The 20630-nt window shown below is 41.1% G+C and carries 12 protein-coding genes, 1 pseudogene and 1 riboswitch; of the genes and pseudogenes, 11 read left to right on the top strand and 2 right to left on the bottom strand.

Annotated features, from left to right (window positions below; translation table 11 throughout):
- Positions 1–301 precede the first annotated feature (301 nt).
- From PTQ21_RS22750 to PTQ21_RS22740, 3 genes and pseudogenes are all read left to right on the top strand, one after another.
- Positions 302–1514 (top strand): annotated as a pseudogene (locus PTQ21_RS22750) (MFS transporter).
- Between the two features lie 307 nt (positions 1515–1821).
- Positions 1822–2310, top strand: a complete 489-nt coding sequence (locus tag PTQ21_RS22745; protein ID WP_079693760.1) for an NUDIX hydrolase — start codon at positions 1822–1824, stop codon at positions 2308–2310.
- A 193-nt stretch (positions 2311–2503) separates the two neighbouring features.
- Positions 2504–2595, top strand: a riboswitch (cyclic di-GMP riboswitch).
- Positions 2596–2751: 156 nt separating this feature from the next.
- Positions 2752–7911 (top strand): NPCBM/NEW2 domain-containing protein, encoded by a 5160-nt coding sequence (locus PTQ21_RS22740; RefSeq protein WP_274567247.1) that lies wholly within the window; start codon positions 2752–2754, stop codon positions 7909–7911.
- A gap of 170 nt (positions 7912–8081) precedes the next feature.
- On the opposite strand, the gene PTQ21_RS22735 is transcribed toward PTQ21_RS22740, so the two are convergent.
- Positions 8082–9188 carry an FAD-dependent monooxygenase gene (locus tag PTQ21_RS22735; protein WP_274567246.1) on the bottom strand — a complete coding sequence of 369 codons (1107 nt, stop codon included), beginning with the start codon at positions 9186–9188 and terminating at the stop codon, positions 8082–8084.
- Between the two features lie 354 nt (positions 9189–9542).
- Here PTQ21_RS22735 and PTQ21_RS22730 point away from each other — a divergent pair, with 354 nt between their 5' ends.
- The 8 genes from PTQ21_RS22730 (at position 9543) to PTQ21_RS22695 (ending at position 19411) form a co-directional block, all read left to right on the top strand.
- Positions 9543–11534, top strand: a complete 1992-nt coding sequence (locus PTQ21_RS22730) for a Na+/H+ antiporter (RefSeq protein ID WP_274567245.1) — start codon at positions 9543–9545, stop codon at positions 11532–11534.
- Between the two features lie 382 nt (positions 11535–11916).
- A complete protein-coding gene (locus tag PTQ21_RS22725) occupies positions 11917–12954 on the top strand; it encodes an aldo/keto reductase (protein WP_274567244.1) in 1038 nt (345 codons plus the stop codon).
- A gap of 94 nt (positions 12955–13048) precedes the next feature.
- Positions 13049–13621, top strand: a complete 573-nt coding sequence (locus PTQ21_RS22720) for a TetR/AcrR family transcriptional regulator (RefSeq protein ID WP_274567243.1) — start codon at positions 13049–13051, stop codon at positions 13619–13621.
- An 83-nt stretch (positions 13622–13704) separates the two neighbouring features.
- Positions 13705–14457, top strand: coding sequence for an SDR family NAD(P)-dependent oxidoreductase (locus tag PTQ21_RS22715; protein WP_274570552.1), 753 nt, complete (start codon positions 13705–13707; stop codon positions 14455–14457).
- A gap of 318 nt (positions 14458–14775) precedes the next feature.
- On the top strand, positions 14776–15774 hold the full coding sequence (locus tag PTQ21_RS22710; protein ID WP_274570551.1) for an NADP-dependent oxidoreductase: 999 nt from the start codon (positions 14776–14778) through the stop codon (positions 15772–15774).
- Between the two features lie 284 nt (positions 15775–16058).
- Entirely contained in the window at positions 16059–17096 is a 1038-nt protein-coding gene (locus PTQ21_RS22705; RefSeq protein ID WP_063563680.1) for a branched-chain amino acid aminotransferase, read from the top strand.
- Between the two features lie 340 nt (positions 17097–17436).
- A complete protein-coding gene (locus PTQ21_RS22700; protein WP_064640817.1) occupies positions 17437–18135 on the top strand; it encodes a response regulator transcription factor in 699 nt (232 codons plus the stop codon).
- A 151-nt stretch (positions 18136–18286) separates the two neighbouring features.
- Entirely contained in the window at positions 18287–19411 is a 1125-nt protein-coding gene (locus tag PTQ21_RS22695; protein WP_143806496.1) for a sensor histidine kinase, read from the top strand.
- Between the two features lie 72 nt (positions 19412–19483).
- Here PTQ21_RS22695 and PTQ21_RS22690 read toward each other — a convergent pair whose 3' ends face one another.
- Positions 19484–20617, bottom strand: coding sequence for a LuxR C-terminal-related transcriptional regulator (locus tag PTQ21_RS22690; RefSeq protein WP_064637648.1), 1134 nt, complete (start codon positions 20615–20617; stop codon positions 19484–19486).
- Positions 20618–20630 lie beyond the last annotated feature (13 nt).

Here is a 20630-nt window from a genome sequence, read left to right as displayed (position 1 = left end):
TCAGCCTGAACTGTACATTGAATAATTACAGACTGTCAGTCCACAATACGTCCGATCGAGGGAATCGGCTCACTCACCGATCAACACATTAAATTTAAGAAAGTATATATTGACAGCGGAAAAAATGTGTATTACATTTAACTCCATACTTTTTAAACATTTATATTTAAAAAGTATATTTGAATGAAAATAGGTACCATATGTTGGTTATTCTTTACTTCACAATGGGTTAGATCAGCGTCTGCGGAAGTTACATATTTAGCATACATATTCAATATTTGATTTAGGGAGGACAATTTAGATGGCTTTATTATTCAAAAATCGGGGCGCTCTGCTGCTTCTGATGTTTAACCTATTTTTAGTTTTTGCTGGTATCGGTCTGGTCATACCAGTGATACCGCAATATATTACTATTTTAGATATTAACGGTACGATTGCTGGGATGCTTACTGCTTCCTTTGCATTTACACAGTTGATTTTCTCACCACTGGCGGGACGATTATCCGATTCCTTAGGACGCAAGCGAATGATTGTCGCCGGAATGCTAGTTTTCGCCTGTGCTGAAGTGATATTTGGGTTAGCCGACTCAGCTTTGCTGCTTTTTGTATCCGGATGATGGGTGGCGTTAGTGGAGCACTTATCATGCCAACGGTTATGGCTTATGTGGCGGATGTAACCTCCGAGGAAGATCGTGCGAAGGGAATGGGATTCATTAATGCCTCGATCTCGACAGGCTACATCATTGGCCCCGGCATCGGGGCTATATTGCCGAATTCGGCATTCGTGTTCCGTTCTATGCTGCGGGGGTTGCTGGTCTAATCGCTGCGATCCTTACTATGATTGTCCTGCCGGAATCTCTTTCATCCCTTGTAAAGGGTAATGGGAATAGCGACAAAGCAATGCCTAATCTGGAACCCAAAAGAAGTCTAATTCAACAGTTAAGGTTTACATACCGCGAGCCTTATTTTATCAGTTTAATTATTGTGTTCGTCATGTCCTTTGGACTTGCCAACTATGAAGCGGTATACGGTCTGTTCGTTGACCATAAGTTTGGCTTCACACCAAAGGATATTGCCTTCATTTTCACATTCGGCTCTATTGGGGGCGCGTTGATTCAGTTAACCATTTTCGGTTGGATTATAAGCCGTTATGGTGAGAAAACAGTCATTACAGTCTGCTTGATCCTTGCCGGGGTATTTGTTCTGTTGACGTTGTTCGTACACCAATATTGGCTGATCTTCGCGGTCACCTTTGTTGTCTTCTTGTCCATCGATATTTTGCGTCCGGCCATCAGCACTCAAATGTCCATGGTCGCAAAAGAACATCAAGGATATTTGGCTGGACTTAACTCCGCTTTTACCAGCCTTGGCAATATCATCGGGCCGGTAGTAGCTGGACTGATGTTTGATATCAATGTTAACTACCCTTATGTGGTTGCCGGAATCATCCTGATTCTTTGCTTTGGGCTTTCACTGCGCACAGGAATCAAGCGCGTACAGCGTGTACGAACTTAATGAATTAAGCGGACTGTGGAGGATGGTCCAGAGATTAAGATTCGGACATTAAACAAATTATCTCAGATCCCTTTTTGAATTTTAATCAAATCGTCTAGAGAATCTAAATGATAATTAAATCTATCATTGGGCTCTGGGGCCGCGTTATCCAAACCTGAGTTGGTTAATCCAACTCCATACATTGATCTTGTTCGGGAAATAAGCTTAAGCTGAGTTTAAGCCACTTTCAAGTATGTTCACAAAAGGAGGGTAATTCAGGGATTCTGTGGAATAAATATACAAATTTACTGAAATTGGAGGTTGTGAAATGACGTTTCCGACACACATTGTCTCATCAGGTGGAATTGTAGAAGATGGAAATGGAAATATCCTATTAGTAAAAGCCCATGATGATGGTTGGGTGTATCCTGGTGGTATAACTGAAGTTGGAGAAAATCTGATTGACGGTGTGATTCGTGAAATAAAAGAGGAAAGTGGAATTGACGCTGAGGTTAACCATTTAATTAATGTTGTTTCGAATACAGCGATACATAAGTGGTATGACGGTGTGACGGATGTTCCCACAAAGGTTATGTTTGATTTCGTGTGCAAAGCTGTAGGTGGAGAGTTAGCGACTTCTGATGAAACGAGCGAATGTAGTTGGGTTCCAAAGGAAAATGTTCTGGATTGGATTACATTACCCGCCATCCGCATGCGTTATGAAGCATATTTGAACTTTAATGGCTCTGTGAATTATATCGAATACGTCACTGGGAATATGTCAGAATGTGATGTCAAGCTTCAAAAGCGTGTTTAATTGTAAGTGGGTTTGCGTTTAAAAAACTTTGCACTAACGAGTAACGATAGATCAATAAAATCAAGAAGGCAGCTAATCAACGTGATTAGCTGCCAAGAATCATTAAAAAATAATTTAAATTACCTAGTCCTATATCATACTAATTAACCATGTGATTGATGTAATGCTGTGATAATATGTCTAAATGTACTTACAACTGAATAGGCAAACCTATGGAAACGTAGGGACGCAAAGCTACAGGGACTAAAGTTTCAAGTTTTATGACAATGTCAGCCAGTTGCCAAAGAGTATATGATGCTTTTTGTTCTTAGAAGTTTATAAAAGGTGAAGTCTTCATCTTTTAATAGCTTTGCGTGCAATAAAACTACTCTTATGGGTAGTTTTTTTTTGCGCTATTTTAGGTCAGTTGTCATAACTATCATTCATCAGGAGGAAACAATTATGAAAAAAATGATTGCAATCGCTACATCTGCAGCACTACTCGTTGGCCTGTCAAGTGAAGCAGGGTATGCTGCAGGAAGTCAACTATCCAGTGTTTCTAATGCTACTGTGACAAACCAGGCAGGGGATCGTGGCACTATTGTACCCACTGTGGCATCCGTTAAACTGTTTGATTTATACGGAAAAGACATTTTAAATGCTTATAATGATGTCTTTAAAATGAACACTACTCATATTAAGTCAATCACTAATAATGGGGGGAACTACTCAAGTTCCACCATAAATAAGGGGATTGATGGAGATATAAATACACACTGGGAAACAGGTAAACCCAATTCTTCAACATTTACAAATGAGGTCGTACTTCTTTTGGATGAATCGACTACATTAAATAGAATCGTGTACGCAGCTAGACAAACTGGAGCTAAAGGGAAAGGATTCGCTCAAGAGTTTGAGATTTACAGTTCAATGACGGATGCAGGCGATGATTTCACGTTAGTATCCACGGGGGAGTATAAAGGCTCCACAGGTGACGTAGTTGAAATGAAATTTGCGCCAACAGCATTTAAGCGAATCAAGTTTGTCTTCAAGAAGGCAAATCAAGATTGGGCGAGTGCGGCTGAGTTTGCTTTTTATAAAGAAGATGCTCTGTCGGATAAGATGAACAAACTGTTTACGGATAATACATATAGTCAGGTTAGCGGGGAGTTTAACACAGTAGAGAAAATAACTGCTTTGGAAAATGAGGCAAAGTCCCATCCTTTATATTCTCAGTTTAAAGCTCAGCTTGATGTAGCCCAAAAGATCGTGAGCGGTGAACTGCAAACCGCAGGAATGATCATTACAGCTGAACAACATGGCGATATGAAGAAGCATGCGCAGCAAAACTTAAGATTTAGTATGGGCACCAATAACCAGCCTACCGGACTTGTAGCCATGCCGGGCGATACGATTAACGTATATGTGGATGTCGATTCTACTGATAAAGTGCCTTCATTAATCTTTTCGCAGCAAGAAGGTGCTTGGAATAGCTGGGCAAAAGGAGTGCAATTGCGTCCTGGAAAAAATACGATCGTGGTACCTGAAAACCCTACAACCAGTGCTTACGCCCATGATGTAACAAAAGGTGGACCTATCTACATCGTTAATCCTTATACGTCTGAAGAGCAAGGCCAAGCGCCTCGTATTCGTTTTGAAGATGTAGAACGATTCCCGATGATGACGCAGGACTCTGATCCGGCCGAATTTAAAGCTTTCTTGAACGATTATAAACAAAGATTAAATGCAGATAAAGCAGCCCATCCGAACATTAAAGACCGTGAAATGATCGACGTAGTTGAAATGGTGAGTGATCGTATTATTTTCACAGGTACGGCTACACAAGCCTACAATGAGTTTATTACGAAGAGTCAAAATCCTGTGGCTACCTTAACGGGTTATGATGTATGGATTAATAGATTATTTGATTACTTTGGTCTAGATGGCCGCAGTGAGAACCATGATCCTAAGCTTATTCGAGAGAATATTAGATTAATGCAGCCGTATGGTGCGATGTATGCAGCAGGTGACCATACTGGAATTCAGGCTGAAACCGTACCTTTGATGCTACAAGATTTCGGCAAGGTATATCCAGGTTGGGGTTTATCGCATGAGATCGGGCACCGCATGGCTGTAGGTGAACGGGAGTATGGTGAGGTCAGCAATAACATGTTACCTATGTTGATGTCAGTAGAGCGTAATTCCATAGATACACGCATCCCATTTGAATCGGATATTTATAAATATGTTATTCAAGAAAATAAAGTAGCGATGGAACAGCAGGGTCTTTTTGCGAGACTTGGCGCATTCTGGCAATTAGAATTGGCCCATCCAGGGTACTGGGCGGAGTTAAATAGTCTATATCGAGATCGTAAAGTATCCCTTCCTAATGGGGAAAGCTCCAGACAACAATATTTAGTAGAATTCTCGTCAGAAGTATTAGGTCAGGATTTGAGCAGCTTTTTTGCTAGACACGGTTTTACAGTTAATCCCGAGACCAAAGTGAAGGTAAGCAAATACCAGGCGTCCAACAAGTTATGGTATTTAAATAATTCAGTCGTCCACTATGAAGGAACAGGGATCGCTAATAAAAATGTTCCTATCAACATCAATATTAGCTCGAATGCAGCAGCAAAAACGAATACGTTGACCTTTAATATGGATAAAGCCTACAAGGAAGATTTGCTGGGTTATGAAATATACCGGGACAATGTCTTAGTTGGATTTACGGGTACGGACCAATTTGTAGACGCCAATGTCGATATGGCTCAAAACTATACCTATAAGATCATTGGTTATGATAAAAAATTGAATGCGCTGAGCCCGGTAGAGGTTAAGGCATTCAAACCAATGCTATCGGTTGAAGAGCATATTACGCTCAAGCTGAATCAGGCTTTTGATCCAATCAGCTACGTTAAGGCAGCGAATTATCAAGGGAAAGATCTTACCGATACTATCGCTGTAAAAACAAATAACGTGGATATCACGACAAAAGGAATTTATGAGGTTGTCTATGAAATCAAGAATGAAGGAACTACCGAAACCAAAACGGCGCACGTAACCGTAACAAGTGATTATGTGTACGCCTCCGATCTGGATACGGCATCAGCTAGTGTAGGCTGGGGCTCCTTGAAGAAGGACAAGGCACCATCAGGTAGCGCAATTACTTTAGTAAGACAAGGTCTAGCTGCAATGTATACTAAGGGGTTAGGTGTTCATGCCAACTCTGAAGTTGTGTACAACATTGAAGACAAAGGGTATGACTTTTTCGAGAGTTATATTGGTATCGATCAGGCTGTGAAAGGTAATGCGGCTTCCTCTGCAACGTTCGAAATCTACGTCGATGGGGAACAGAAATTTAGCAGTGATGTGTTCAAATCGAGTACAGAACATGAATTTGTACAGATCCCTGTAACAGGCGCAAGAGAAGTGAAGCTCGTCACAACCGATGCGAACCACAATGGAAATACAGCGGATCACACGGTATGGGCAGATGCAAAGTTCACAAATAATGCTAGCCTACCTACGTTAACGGTTCCTGAAGAAATGGCTACAGTGAAGTTAAATAGTGAGTTTGATGTGCTGAAGGGCGTAGAAGCATTTGATGCCGAAGATGGTAATTTAACAGCACAAGTTGAAGTGAACTTGAATGGTTTCAATCCAGGTAAGTCTGGAACGTATCAAGTCCAATTCAAAGTGACTGACAGCGATGGAAATACCGTTACAAAGACACGACAAATCGTTGTTTACAGCGCCAGCCCCTATGCAAGCGATTTGAACTGGGAGTCGGCTAAAACAGATTATAATGTGGTTAGAAAAGATAAAGCCAGTTCGAACAATCCAATCAAGTTACTCGTCAATGGTGCAATTCAAGAGTTTGAAAAGGGAATTGGAACACACGCCAATTCGGAAATCGTATATAATCTTGCCCATAATAACTACGCCTATTTTGAAACGATCGTAGGTGTCGATCGCAATATTCCGGAGCAGAATAACTCCAGCGTGAAGTTCAGTATTCTGGCAGATGGCCAAGAAGTGTATAACAGTGGATTGATGAAATATGGTACAGAAGCCAAAAGGGTTCAAATCCCGCTTGCGGGTGTACAGCAATTGAAGCTAATCGTAGATAATGCAGGTAACGGAAATGCTTCTGATCATGCTGATTTTGCAGATGCAAAGTTCCTTGTACTAAATAGTGTGCCAACACTTACGATACCGAAATCGATATCGATGAAAGTAGGACAAACCCTCCAGATCGATGAAAATTATAAAGCCGTGGATGCTGAGGATGGGGATTTAACTTCTAGTGTAGTGGTTACGGGAAGAGAGCAAGTGAATTTCAATCGAGTTGGAGAATATCCAATCACTTACACTGTAGCGGATAGCGATGGTAATGTAGTGACGCAAACACGTACGATCGCTGTCGTTAACATGGAGGATTACAAGTATCTGACAGATGTTGATTGGACTTCTACCCAAAATAGCTATGCTGCTCCGCAAAAGGATATTTCGATTAGTAATCATGCTTTGAGATTAACGGATGAGAATAATCGTGAAGTAATCTATGACAGAGGCATTGGAGCACATTCGAACTCTACGATTGTGTATGATTTAAGCGATAAGAATTATGATTACTTCACGTCCTATGTGGGTGTAGATCGGCAAATGTATGGTTCTGTCGGCTCTGTAAGCTTTGAGGTTTATGTGGATGGAGATAAGAAATTCGACAGTGGAGTTATGAACTCTAGAGATCCGCAAAAATTCATTGAAGTAGACATTAACGGAGCGAAAGAGCTTAAATTAGTCGTGACAGATGGTGGAAATGGCAATGGATCTGACCATGCCACATGGGGAGATACAAAGCTACATTTTGTCAACGCGGCTAGACTATATACTGGAGATCTGGAACAAGTTGTTACAGATGCTAAAGTGATTAATCTTGATGGGTACACAGAGGAGAGTGCTGCGGCGTTCACCGCTAGCTTATCCGCCGCCGAGGAGATCCTGGCTAATAAGGAAGTTAAGCAAGAAGAAGTGGATACAGCACTAGCGGCATTACAGGCAGCAATAGCTGGATTAACCGAAGTTGATTTAAATGCGTCGATTGTCATACAAGATGAATATTTAAGAGACTCTATTAAGACAACGCTAGGAATAACGGGAGATCTAACCCTTGGCGATATGCTGAAGTTGACAACACTTAATAGTAAATCTGGAAGAGTTAAATCCCTAGAGGGGTTGCAGTACGCAAATAACTTGGTGACGTTAGATATCACAGGCAATGCAATTACGGATTTCTCGCCATTAAAAGGGTTAACCAAACTCGCTAACTTGTTGGCAAATCCTCAAATCATTGAAGTAGGAGAGCTAACGGGCCCTAGCATTGAAGTCACAAATTTGGTTACAGGAATAGATGGTAATAAAGTGATCCCCTATTCAGCAAGTGTTAGAAACAATAAAACGTTTAAAGAGACACTGATCAATGTGAGCGAATGGGAACAGAACCCCGACAAGTTTACTTTAGATATGTCCAATGAAGAAAAAGGATATTACACCTTTAACTTGATATACGAGGTAAAAGGTAATCTTATAGGATTGATCTATATGATAAATCACCAATAAACTTTGCATGCATCCATTGAAAACCGCTAATTTAGCGGTTTTTTTTGTTTGAGGAGTCAAGTTCTTGCCCCAAACTGAGGACAAGAACTTGATTCTAATCATTAAACTCAACAAATACACACTGAAAAAATACCCTCAAATGATAGTCTCAATATCCTACAGATCGGTCCTTATATGTCCTTGATGGATGCCGTTTGCGAAATTCTTTCGCGAATGTCTTCTTCAGTTCGTGGGACTAGAAAATCTACCATCATTTCTGCGTTTGCTTGAACTTCCTCGATGAAAGGACGGAAACTCTGATTATATTCTTGGAACGCAAGTTCATAATTCCCATGGTTTTTTTGGAAAGCATCAGCCAACGCTGCCGCTCCATCTATTGCGAGTGATCCACCCATGCCAGCAGCCGGAGAGGCGCAGTATCCAGCATCACCGACTAGGGCTACCCTGCCTTTTGTCCACGACGGCATTTTCATTTGGCACAGCTTGTCAAAGTAAAAAGTTTTTGAGTTCTTCACTTCTTCCAGCAATTCCGGCGTTCGCCAGCCTAGTCCGGAAAATTGATTCAAAATGATATCCCGCTGCTGTTCCTCGTTTCGGTAGTCGTAAGGGAGTTCCTTCTCCGAAGAAAAGCAGAGCACGATATCGGTTTTATTGTTATAAGAGTTCAGCATGACCGCCTTGCCCGGCTCGTTGTACATCTGTGTCGTATTCTCCCGGATCAACAGCTTATCCACGATCGTGATAGAGAAATACGTTTTAAGAAAATGCGAAAATTCCGCTTCCTCGCCGAAGTATAATTTTCTGACGGCCGAATGAATACCATCACAGCCGAATACCAGGTCATACGAGCGCTTTTGTCCTCCTTTGAAAACTACTTCAACGCCATTACTTTCTTCCTTTAATGACGTAATGCTATCTCCGAAAATAAACTCAACGTCATCTTGGACAGCCTCGAACATGATATCCAGCAATACATCTCGCTCGATTTCATATTCATCTTCTGCAAGCTGCTCACGGATTTCGACTTTTTCAGTGACATCATCGGAATTTTTGAATTCCATCAATTCCATGTCTATTTTGTTCGACTGGATTTGGTCTAGAAGCCCCATACGTTTCGCGATGTCGGCGGTGTCTTCGCGGATATTTACAGGTGTGCCGCCTTTTTTAAGACCTTCAGCGATCTCAACAACGGTCACGTTGTAGCCAAACTGCTTCATCCAGTAGGCTGTTGAAATTCCGGCGAAACTCGCCCCACTAACTAGAATATTTTTTTTCATATTCGTTCCTCCCATGATCCATAATATTTCTAATGATGTTGTATAGAATAAAATAGCTTTGTGAACTGAATATGAATGTAGTTATGCAGAAGCAGCCGCTAAGCGGCTGCTTTTGTTTTTCAACAGCGCGGGGTACCTTCTGAAAAGAAATTTCGATTAGAAAGTATTAATGAAATTATCGGCAATTCCGATAAAAATACCTATGTGGATTATGAGAATATTGCTCTGGGCAGGCTAGGTGCAAAGCGATTCATATACAGTTCATAAATGCATTTTAAAATAAGATGAATTCTTGTTAGAAACCTGTTTTACGAAAAGCTGCTTATTGCAGATAAATATGGAGGTAAGATTCGTTTGGAATTGTTTGAATTTATTTTGTTGATGCTGGCGGCAGTCTCTTTATCCAATTTAGTAAACCGGTTTATCCCTTCGGTCTCCGTGCCTATTATTCAAATTGCGCTGGGGATGTTAATTACTTTGCTGCCCTTGCATTATGAACTGAAATTAAATCCAGAGTTGTTTTTGCTTTTATTCATTGCCCCGTTGCTATTCAATGATGGCAGGCATGCGGATAAAGAAGCGCTTTGGAAGCTGAAGAAACCGATCCTTTTGCTAGCGCTGGGTCTGGTGTTTGTAACGGTAGCCGTGATGGGATATTTCCTGAATTGGCTACTTCCGGTCATCCCGCTGGCGGCAGCCTTCGCATTGGCAGCTGCACTAGCACCTACCGATGCTGTGGCCGTGGGTGCACTGGAGCAGAAAGTGAAGATCCCCCATCAGACGATGCAAATTCTTGAGGGAGAGTCGTTAATAAATGACGCATCAGGGCTGGTCTCCTTTCAATTCGCTGTAGCTGCAATGGTCACAGGTGTATTCTCTTTCAAAACGGCCAGTATCAGTTTTATTGCCATTTCACTTGGCGGTGTGGTGTTAGGCCTTCTGCTTACCTTAGTAAAATATGGTGTGGTGAAGTGGTTGCGCAAATTGGGGATGGAAAATGTCACGCTCCACATGCTGATTGAGATCCTGACTCCTTTTTTGATTTTCATGGCTGCGGAGGAATTAGGGGTCAACGGTATCCTGGCTGTTGTCGCCGCAGGAATCGCCCATTCTTTTGGTTACAAGAAAATGAACCCCGAGTTAGCCAAGCTGAGTGTTGTATCCAAAAGCACCTGGTCGGTCATTATCTTTGTATTGAACGGACTGGTTTTCCTACTACTTGGAACACAGCTTCCTGATATTATCCAGACGATTTGGAGTAACCCGGACATAGGGAATTTTAAAGTCATTATGTACACACTATTATTGACTTTAGCTGTACTCGGGCTGCGTCTCATCTGGGCAATGCTAATGGATAATCCTGAAGGTGCCAAATCGCGCGAACCTTGGCGGCTCCGGTTGAAGAATGCGCTTATCCTCAGTCTATCGGGAGTTCGGGGAACAATTACACTGGCGAGTACCTTGTCACTGCCGTTTTTTCTGAATGATGGAACTGCATTTCCAGCCAGAGATCTGATCATTTTCCTTGCGGCTGGAGTAATCTTGTGGACTCTTCTGGCATCCAACTATCTGTTGCCGCTTTTATTAGGTAAAGAAACACAAACGGAGCAGGAAGAGGACGAAATTCAGGCAAAAATTGAGATTCTGAGGAATGTGGTTACCGGATTAAATGAACTGACCACGGACCAGAACCGGCTTGCGACCGCCCATATTATCAATATGTATACTTCCAGAATCCGAACACTTAGGAAAGATGAAAAGAAAGATAAGACACAGCGGTCCTTGGGTCTGCCTGTCATGAAATGGGAAAGAGAGAATACGTTGCTTGCTCTTGAAAAGAAAGAAGTAAATCCATATACAGCGTACAATTACCTTAAAAGAATTAACCAACTGTTGTTTATGCGTACAAGAGATGTCCGCTATAAAAAAGAGGTTTTTCCCATTAAGCAATGGGTCGAAATGTTCGGGATGCTGAATCCTGCCCGACTAAGCATTCGAGAAAGACGCGCTGAATTGACCAGACTCAAAATTCAAAATATGGCTTATGTCATTGAGCAGCTAAAAGGTCTGCTTTCAGAAGGCGAATCAGATATAGAGGCAGTCAGCTCACTGATCTTGCAATATGAAAGTATACTGCTGCGTATGACCAGAAACGAATCGGACACATACTCCCGACGAGAGTTCGACCTATCGATGCAGGATCTGGGCCGGGTCGGAATTCAACTGGAGCGAGACAACATTCAATCTATGTTTGAGACAGGGCGGATTTCAAGACAGGGCATGAAAGAAATGAAACGTGATATTCTCTTCATGGAGCATGATCTGCGAGAAGAGGCAATGGCTTAGAATTTATGAGAAGAGCATATGGAACAACATGTTAACCCGTTGAAAAACAAGTAACATCTGTGACAAAATATTGTGGAACAACACCATTAAAGTCGCTATTACAGCGGCTTTTTTGTTGTATCGGCACATGTTCTTGTTCGAAGTCGAGGATGCTGAAAGGGGATTTTACTATTCTATAAGTTCACTAATAACGATCACAAGACAGTTATAAAACGATTCTTTACCAATCGTTCTAGATATGTTATATTGTTGGCGTAGGAGATATAAACGATTACAAAGCAGAGAGTGATGGGGCTCGGTGTAAGATCTTACTACGTAGTTTTATGCCTATATTAGAATGTTCGTTCTCAATATATTAATATGTAGAAGGGATGAATTGAACATGGAGTATCGTGTATTAGGAAATACAGGTCTTAAAGTAAGCGGTTTTGTATTAGGTACAGGCACATTTGGTTTTTGGGGAAATAATACGGAAAAAGAGGCTGCAGTCATGTTGGATGAGGCTTTGGCTGGAGGCATTAACCTCATTGATACGGCGGACGTTTACTCCAGTGGTCAATCCGAAGAGATTCTGGGTAAGCTCCTACAGGGCCGCAGACAGGATGTTATTCTAGCCACAAAAGGCGGAATGCCCATGGGCAGTGGACTTAATCAATCTGGTAACTCGAAGTATTGGATCAAGCGTGCAGTCGAGGGAAGCTTGAGAAGGCTTCAAACGGATCATATCGATATATATCAACTGCATCAGCCAGATCTCCATACCGATATTGAAGAGAGTCTTGACGCGTTGACGGATTTGGTTCGTGAAGGGAAGATTCGCTATATCGGTACATCCAATTTTCAAGCATGGCAGGTAACCGAAGCACAATGGGCTAGTGAACGTAAAAATATGGCACGCTTCGTATCTGAGCAAGCCCCTTATTCCATTTTGAATCGGAGTATCGAATTCGATTTGCTTGCCGCAACCGCGAAATATGGAATGGGTGTCCTGGTTTGGAGCCCGCTTTCGGGTGGCTTATTAACTGGAAAATACCGCTCGGGAGAAGCGGCTGCTCCAGATTCAAGAGCAGCGGGATCACTAGGGAAACTTTCGGTTGTTGTCGACCCGAATCGAGAAGAAAATCGTACCAAGTTCGAAGCCGTTGCCGAGCTCCAAACCCTTGCAAATGAAGCAGGATTAACGTTGCCTCATCTTGCCATGGCTTTTACACAAGCTCATTCGTCGATTACCTCTGCAATAGTGGGGGCAAGAACAATTGAGCAACTGCGTGAAACATTAAAAGGCAGCGATATCCGGTTAAGCACTGATATCCTGGATGCAATCGACGCCATCGTTCCGCCGGGTGTGACCCTGGATGCTCTGGAAAAAGGTTGGACACCGGATTGGCTACAAGCAAACAAACGAAGAATCCAGGCTTAATTCGACATGTCTTATCACTGAGATATGTTCAATTTAACTATCTCAGTTTGCCGAACAATCACTTAATGTATAATGATTATTTGAGGTGATGACGATGGCAAGATCCAAAGAGTTTGAAGTTAATGAAGTATTAGATAAAGCAATGCATCTCTTCTGGACACAAGGATATGAGAAAACTTCAATGCAAGACTTGGTTGAGTTTATGGGTATTCATAGAAGAAGTATCTATGATACCTTTGGGGATAAACATGCTTTATTTATGAAAGCTCTGGAACGATATGAAACGAAGCAGACCAGCAGAATGAAGATTCTGATTGAAAAACAACAACCAATCAGACAATTAATCCGTGAGATGTTTGAGTTTACTGTAAGAAACGAAGGAGAACCTCTGGGGTGCTTTTTGGTGAATTCAGGTGTGGAGTTAGGTGTATTAGACACTGAAGTTTCATGCTTCGTGGGTGAGAGTTATGCGCGAACCGAGGAATGTTTGACTAACCTTGTTCTGGAGGGGCAACAAACGGGTGAGATTAATTCTGATCTTGACTCGGTAGTTATTTCTCATTATCTAATGAACGCTTGGCTAGGACTGCGTACGTTGGTTAAGACAACAACAGATCAACAAAAAATAATGAATATTATTGATATGACACTGTCTGCTTTAGATTAAACAGCAAGTTAGATCTAACTGTTTTTTTACACATTAGAGAACGATCATTCTAAAAAAATGTAGGAACCTAAGGAGAGATTATGATGAAATACACAGTGATTACTGGAGCAAGTTTAGGAATTGGATATGAAACGGCATTAGCATTTGCAGCACGTGGAAAAAACTTGATTTTGGTAGCTAGAAGATTGGATAAACTGGAGGAGCTTAAATCAACCATTCAGAGTATAGATCCCCAAGTAAATGTTATTGTTCAGACAAGTGACCTATCTGTTACAGATCAGGCTTACACACTATATAACAATCTGAAGGAATACCAGATTGAGACCTGGATCAACAATGCAGGGCTCGGTGAAGGTTCATTTATAGCAGAACAGAAATTAGATAAAGTTGAAACGATGTTACGAGTGAACATTGAATCCCTGACCATCCTTTCTACACTGTATGTGCGAGATTATGCTGAGGTTGAAGGTACTCAGTTAATTAACGTCTCTTCCGCACTCGGATATGCCATTGCTGTTGGTAGTGTTGCTTATTCTGCATCGAAATATTATGTTAGTGCCTTCACAGAAGGTCTTGCCAAAGAACTGGAACTGAAAGGTGCAAAACTAAAAGCGAAAATCCTGGCACCCGCGATAACGGAAACGGAATTCGTGAAGAGATCCATAGATGCTGAAGAATTTGACTACAAAGCAAACATGCCTAAGTACCACACGGCTAAAGAAATGGCGGGCTTTATGGTGGAACTGTATGATCACAACGAAGTGGTAGGGATCGTAGATCAGAACTATAATTTCAATCTGAGAGGTCCGATCTATCCAGTTATTTCAGAATTATAAATTCAATTCACATAGCTGTGGAATACATCAAAACAGCAGTGAATACCATTGGTGAAATTATGGACTACAACGAAAATCGGTAAGATAGAATTGCCCCATCGACTCGCAATGGCACACATGACAGAGAGGATACACCTCTGGGTGGAGTCCAAGATGGTGAATAAGGTCCTGAACTTTATATCTACCTTGTAAAAGAATTAGCTCAATTAGATTTAGCTTTCAACAGAGGAGCTACACTAACATCAAGCGTGAAACGTGGCGTACAACTGAACATTGTACGTCATATTTTTAGTCTAATAGCAGAGGAAGAGGAAGATGATGAGAGCAGCTCAAATACAGAAGTATTCCAAAACCATTCATGTAGAATTAAACCGGATGGACATCCCTCATATCGATAGTCGAGAGGTCCTTGTCAAAGTAAAAGCTGCGGGTGTCAATCCACTGGATATCATGAATATGAACGGCAGCGTTCGGATGATTGCCAACTATAAGTTGCCTTTAACTCTAGGGAATGAACTATCTGGTGTGATTGAAGCTGTTGGTGAAGATGTTTTGAATTTTAAAGTAGGGGACCATGTGTACACAAGGTTGCCGCTGAATAAAATTGGTGCTTTTGCTGAATATGCAGCTGTGAATGAAGATGCTTTATCCATGATGCCCGAGAATCTATCTTTTATTGAAGCTGCTGCCGTGCCGCTTACTTCCTTAACTGCGTATCAAGCGTTACATGATGTACTTCAAGCCAAAACCAATAAAAAGCTGTTTATTTCTGGAGGAACCGGAGGATTCGGTGCGATGGCTATCCCCATTGCTAAGTCCATGGGATTAACGGTTATTACAAGTGGCAGTGAAAGAGGCAGATCACGTACATTATCAATCGGGGCAGATCAATTCATTAATTATAAGGAAGAACATTATGCTGACATCTTGTCCGATATCGATTATGTGATAGACACCTTGGGTGCCGAAGATATCAAAGCTGAACAGGGTATTCTAAAACCACATGGGAAATTGGTATCCTTGAAAGCTGGCCCTAATTATCGCTTTGCGGTTGATAATGATTTTCCGATGTGGAAAAAAGGATTGTTTGGTCTGGCAGGTGCTCGATTGGATTCTCTAGCGCGTAAGAATCAGAATGAATACCGCTTTTTATTTGTACAAGCCAGTGGAATTCAATTACAAGAGATCACAAGCCTAATAGAAAAAGATGATATTAAGCCATCTATAGACTCAACCTACACGTTTGATGATATCGAAAAGGCATTGAATAAAGTGTCGACGGGTCACTCTCAGGGAAAAGTGATTCTGACCTTCTAAAGGTATTACGAAACCTGAGTCCCGTTACTAAGGTTGATGTTATTAATGAAGATCCCCGTTCTTCTTTAGATATTAAAGAAAGAACGGGGATAGATACATATATGACTTAAACAACTCCAACTTTTTATTGTTATTAATTGACCTGAATTGTTTGAACGTGTTATTTTGACAATAGAATTTAATTGTGTAACTTACAAATGGAAGAATTCCTAAAGGTTTAGAAAAGGCAGTATCGCAGTAAATGGTTCAAAAATGAAATGATAAAATAAAGGTATGGTGACAAAATGGAAAAGCAAAACTTGGACTGGAGTAATCTCGGATTCAATTACAGAAAGACAGAAAAACGATATGTTTCAAATTTTATAGAAGGAAAATGGGATGATGGAATTTTAACAGAGGATACCAATGTAGTGCTCAACGAATCGGCAGGCGTTCTCCAATATGCGCAGACATGCTTTGAAGGCTTAAAAGCCTATACCACCCAAGACGGACAAATTGCTATTTTTCGTCCCGATTTAAATGCACAGCGCATGGAGGATTCCGCTATAAGACTTCATATGCAACCCTTTCCAAAGGATAGGTTTATAGATGCTATTGTCGAGACAGTAAAAGCAAATGCATCATATGTACCACCGTATGGCTCTGGTGCTACACTATACATACGACCTACTCTATTCGGAAGTGGTCCTGTTATTGGGATTAAACCTTCTGAAGAGTATCAGTTTAGAGTATTTACTACACCAGTAGGCCCTTATTTTAAAGGAGGAGCCAAGCCCCTTACCCTCTGTGTTAGTGATTATGATCGTGCTGCGCCTTATGGTACAGGACATATCAAAGCAGGATTGAATTATGCCATGAGTCTTCATGCGCTAAGAACAGCCCAAAAAAATGGATTTGATGAAAATATGTTTTTGGATGCTGCAACCAGAACCAAGGTTGAAGAAACAGGCGGGGCCAATTTTATCTTTATAACCAAAGACAATAAAGTTGTTACACCTAAGTCAGAAAGTATTCTTCCGTCCATCACCAGACGATCTTTAATGGTCGTTGCTGAGAAATATCTCGGCCTTGAAGTTGAGGAAAGGGAAGTTCTTTTCGAAGAGGTAAAAGATTTTGCAGAATGTGGTTTATGTGGAACTGCAGCTGTTATTTCTCCTGTGGGTAAAATAGATGACCATGGTAAAGAAATATATTTCCCAAGTGGTATGTCAGAAATGGGACCTATTTCAAAGAAACTACTAGAAACTCTTACTGGTATCCAGATGGGAGTTCTCCCAGCGCCTGAAGGCTGGATTACAAACATTACTATTGGCGGGGCTTAATGCCCCGCTTTTTTCTATTGAAATGTAAGGGTGCATAGAGGGAAAATCAAGATACCTATTCGATTTCATCCTTTTTTTCGACACACATAAACGTATGCGAAGGGAATAACCATGTTGAATAAACATTGCCCATGAGATTCATTATGTTCTCAATCACTATCTAACGATGTATTAAAACTTCATAAATTCCTTCGTTTTTATACCAGAGATTTTTCATGTAGATTGTGTATGATGGTCTGATGAAAAGAAAATGGAAAAATGTATTCGCTTTACATAACTGGTGCCTCCGCAGAAAGTATTGTAGAGTTGTAGGAGCAATTACACGATGAAGGTGAGAAATATGGAGATCAATAATATTCTTGTTGTAGACGATGAACCGGAAATTCGAGAAGCTCTCGTTATTTACTTAAAAAGCAATGATGTAGACGTATTTACGGCCTCTAACGGAGTGGAGGCACTGGAGATCCTTGAACAAGAAACGATTCATCTTATTATCATGGACCTCATGATGCCGCAGCTTGATGGAATCAAGACGACATTTAAGATTCGTGAAGATAAAAATATACCGATCATTATGCTCTCCGCCAAATCGGAGGATAGTGACAAGATTTTGGGACTTAATGTTGGAGCTGACGATTATATAACGAAGCCGTTTAATCCCTTGGAACTGATCGCAAGAGTCCGATCCCAGCTGCGCCGGTTTACGAATTTAGGTTCCTTTCACTCCATTGGAGAAGAGATCATTCAAGTAAAAGGACTTGTGCTGAACAAAAGCTCCAAGACTGTTGAAGTGGATGGAGAGGACGTTAGACTGACGGCGAAGGAATACAAAATTTTGGAGTTGTTAATGGAAAACAAGGGCAGAGTTTTCTCGATTGAAGAGATTTATGAGCGCGTGTGGAATGAGCCGGTCTTTGCTTCAGAGAATACGGTTGCCGTACACGTGAGAAACATTCGTGAGAAAATTGAGATCAATCCTAAAGACCCAAAATATTTGAAGGTGGTATGGGGAATTGGATACAAAATCGAGAAAAAGTAAAGAAGATCGAAAGATTGGAATCGACCTTCTTGTCATCATAATCGCAGTTATTATAGGGATCTTTATACTTATAAACGAGTATTTATATTTGGGGTTGAGTCTGAGATTTTCAACTTCACGTTTCATCTGGGAATTGCTTTCCAGTATTATCTTGGGTTTGTTGGTAGCCAGACTGTTTCGTTATTTTAAGGCACCACATAATAAACGTTCCTTCTGGGATGGCAGTGTGTTGATAGATTATTTTCATATTTGGAGAACCGGCTTTAGAGCCAGTCTGCAAAACGGGAGACTAACGTTTGGCCTCATTCTTATGTTTCTGCTGACCGCCTTAGCCGGCATTTGTTTTTGGGAGGCAGTCACATATTACGGACAGGGATGGCTCATTCTTTATTTGTTGCTATTTGTGCTGTTTCTGGTTCCTTATATGCTCTCCAAGCTTGGGCGTTTCATGGCCATCATCAATGGAAGTAAAGAGATTGCCAAAGGGAATATTCAGAACTCAATTCAAGATAACGGAAACGATTCTCTATCTGAACTTGCCGGCTATATTAACAATATGAAAGCCGGGTATCAAAGCGCGTTGGAACATCAAATGAAAAGCGAGCGGTTAAAAACGGAACTGATTACCAACGTATCGCATGATTTGAAGACTCCGCTTACTTCAATTATCAACTATGTCGATTTATTAAAAAAAGAAAATCATCCTTCGGAAACAACCCGAGCCTATATTGAAACGCTGGAACGCAAGGCGCTTCGACTGAAACTATTAATTGAAGACCTGTTCGATATCTCTAAGATGGCCAGCGGTACAATAGAGCTGGATATGGAGTATGTCGATGTGGCAACGTTATTGACACAAGCGATAGCAGAATCAAACACCCATATGGGACAAGCGTCGCTCGAAATTCGGGAGAGGATTGCCAAGTTTCCGATCCATGCAAATTTGGATGGTAATAAAATATGGCGTGTATTCGAAAATTTAATTAGCAACGCACAGAAATATTCGCTTCCAGGAACCCGCATCTATATTTATCTGGACGAGACGGATGATCTGGTAAGGTTTAAAATTCAAAACACCTCTGCCTATGAGATTGATTTTGATGCGGAAGAATTGTTTGAACGTTTCAAAAGAGCAGACGAATCCCGCCAGACAGAAGGCTCGGGACTAGGGCTGGCTATTGTGAAAAGCATCGTTGAGTTGCATGGAGGCAAGATTAAGGTCGAGATTCACGGCGATCAATTCAACGTTATTGTGCATTTACCCAAGAAGGGCTGAATGAATAAAAGATCACCAACATGATACACATGTTGGTGATCTTATTTTTTTGACGAACTAAATTCAAAGGTACTAACTCAATAACCCCCAACGAAAAGCATAGGCAACGACCTGTGTTCGATTTTTTGCACGCAGCTTAGTCATCAAGCTGCTTACGTAATCTCTTACTGTATACTCGCTGAGGAACAACAAGGAAGCGATTTTCTTGTTATCATAACCTTCCGCCAGAAGTTCGAGCACGGTAGACTCCCTTTCTGTTAAAGCGATGGCCATCGTTTTGGCGGTGTTTTCCTTCTCTTTCCTGGATAAAAACAAACCAATTCTCTTTCCCACTTGTTCAAGCAAATCCAGCTCATCCTTTGTGCAATTAAATGATTCTCCCATTTGGTCAAAAGTGACCCAGCCGTACAATTGATGATCGTGGGCAATCGGTATAAAAATAATCGAAGACAACTGAAATAACTGGATATGCTCGTCCCTTAAATAAGGTTTTGGGTCTTTCAAATAGATCGGTCTTTTAGAGTTGAAGATCAGATTTTGCTCAGTCAATTGTCCTTTCATGCTCTGAATTTTCGGAAGTTCTTCGCCAATGACCCCATAGAACTGGTTGGACCAAGGTACATATGCATAGAAGACACAGCGTTTATAATTGAAATACTTCTCACATTTTTTCAGGATAAAGGCGAGATCTGAAGCTCCGGAAGAACTGACTAGGAGTTGGTTTAATTGGTCCAGCAAACGCAGTTTTTTTAATTCTTCATTTTCCTCCGTTTCATGATTACCAGACACCGTATCAGCCCACTTATGAAAGCTATGCATCAGATACGAAAAGACAGATAACAGGAACATGAGCGGGTCCATCATCCGTTGATGTTTCAGTTGTATTAATAGTGTTATTAAAGCTTTTTCCAATATAATTTGAAGCCATTGTAAGCTTGCCATATTTAAAATGGTTAGCTGGGATTGAACCCAGGTATCCAAATAAGAAGAATAATGATTATCCATATGATCCAAGTCTGAATAAGTAAACATCTGAAAAAAGGATCTCATCAGTACTCCCGTTTCGTTCCGATGTGTCTCAGAGATGTTAGCTTCCGAGATCAGGTAAATATTTGTGTTTTCTTCGAGCTGTTTGCTATGCGTTTTGAAAAATAATACAAATTCCTGAAAAGTCATTTCAGTATATGGATGAAAATTTTGTGTCATAATAAGCCGTTCC

The sequence above is a fragment of the Paenibacillus marchantiae genome (assembly GCF_028771845.1).
In the GTDB taxonomy this organism is placed as follows: Bacteria; Bacillota; Bacilli; order Paenibacillales; family Paenibacillaceae; genus Paenibacillus; species Paenibacillus marchantiae.
This window is presented reverse-complemented; position numbering and strand designations above follow the sequence as displayed.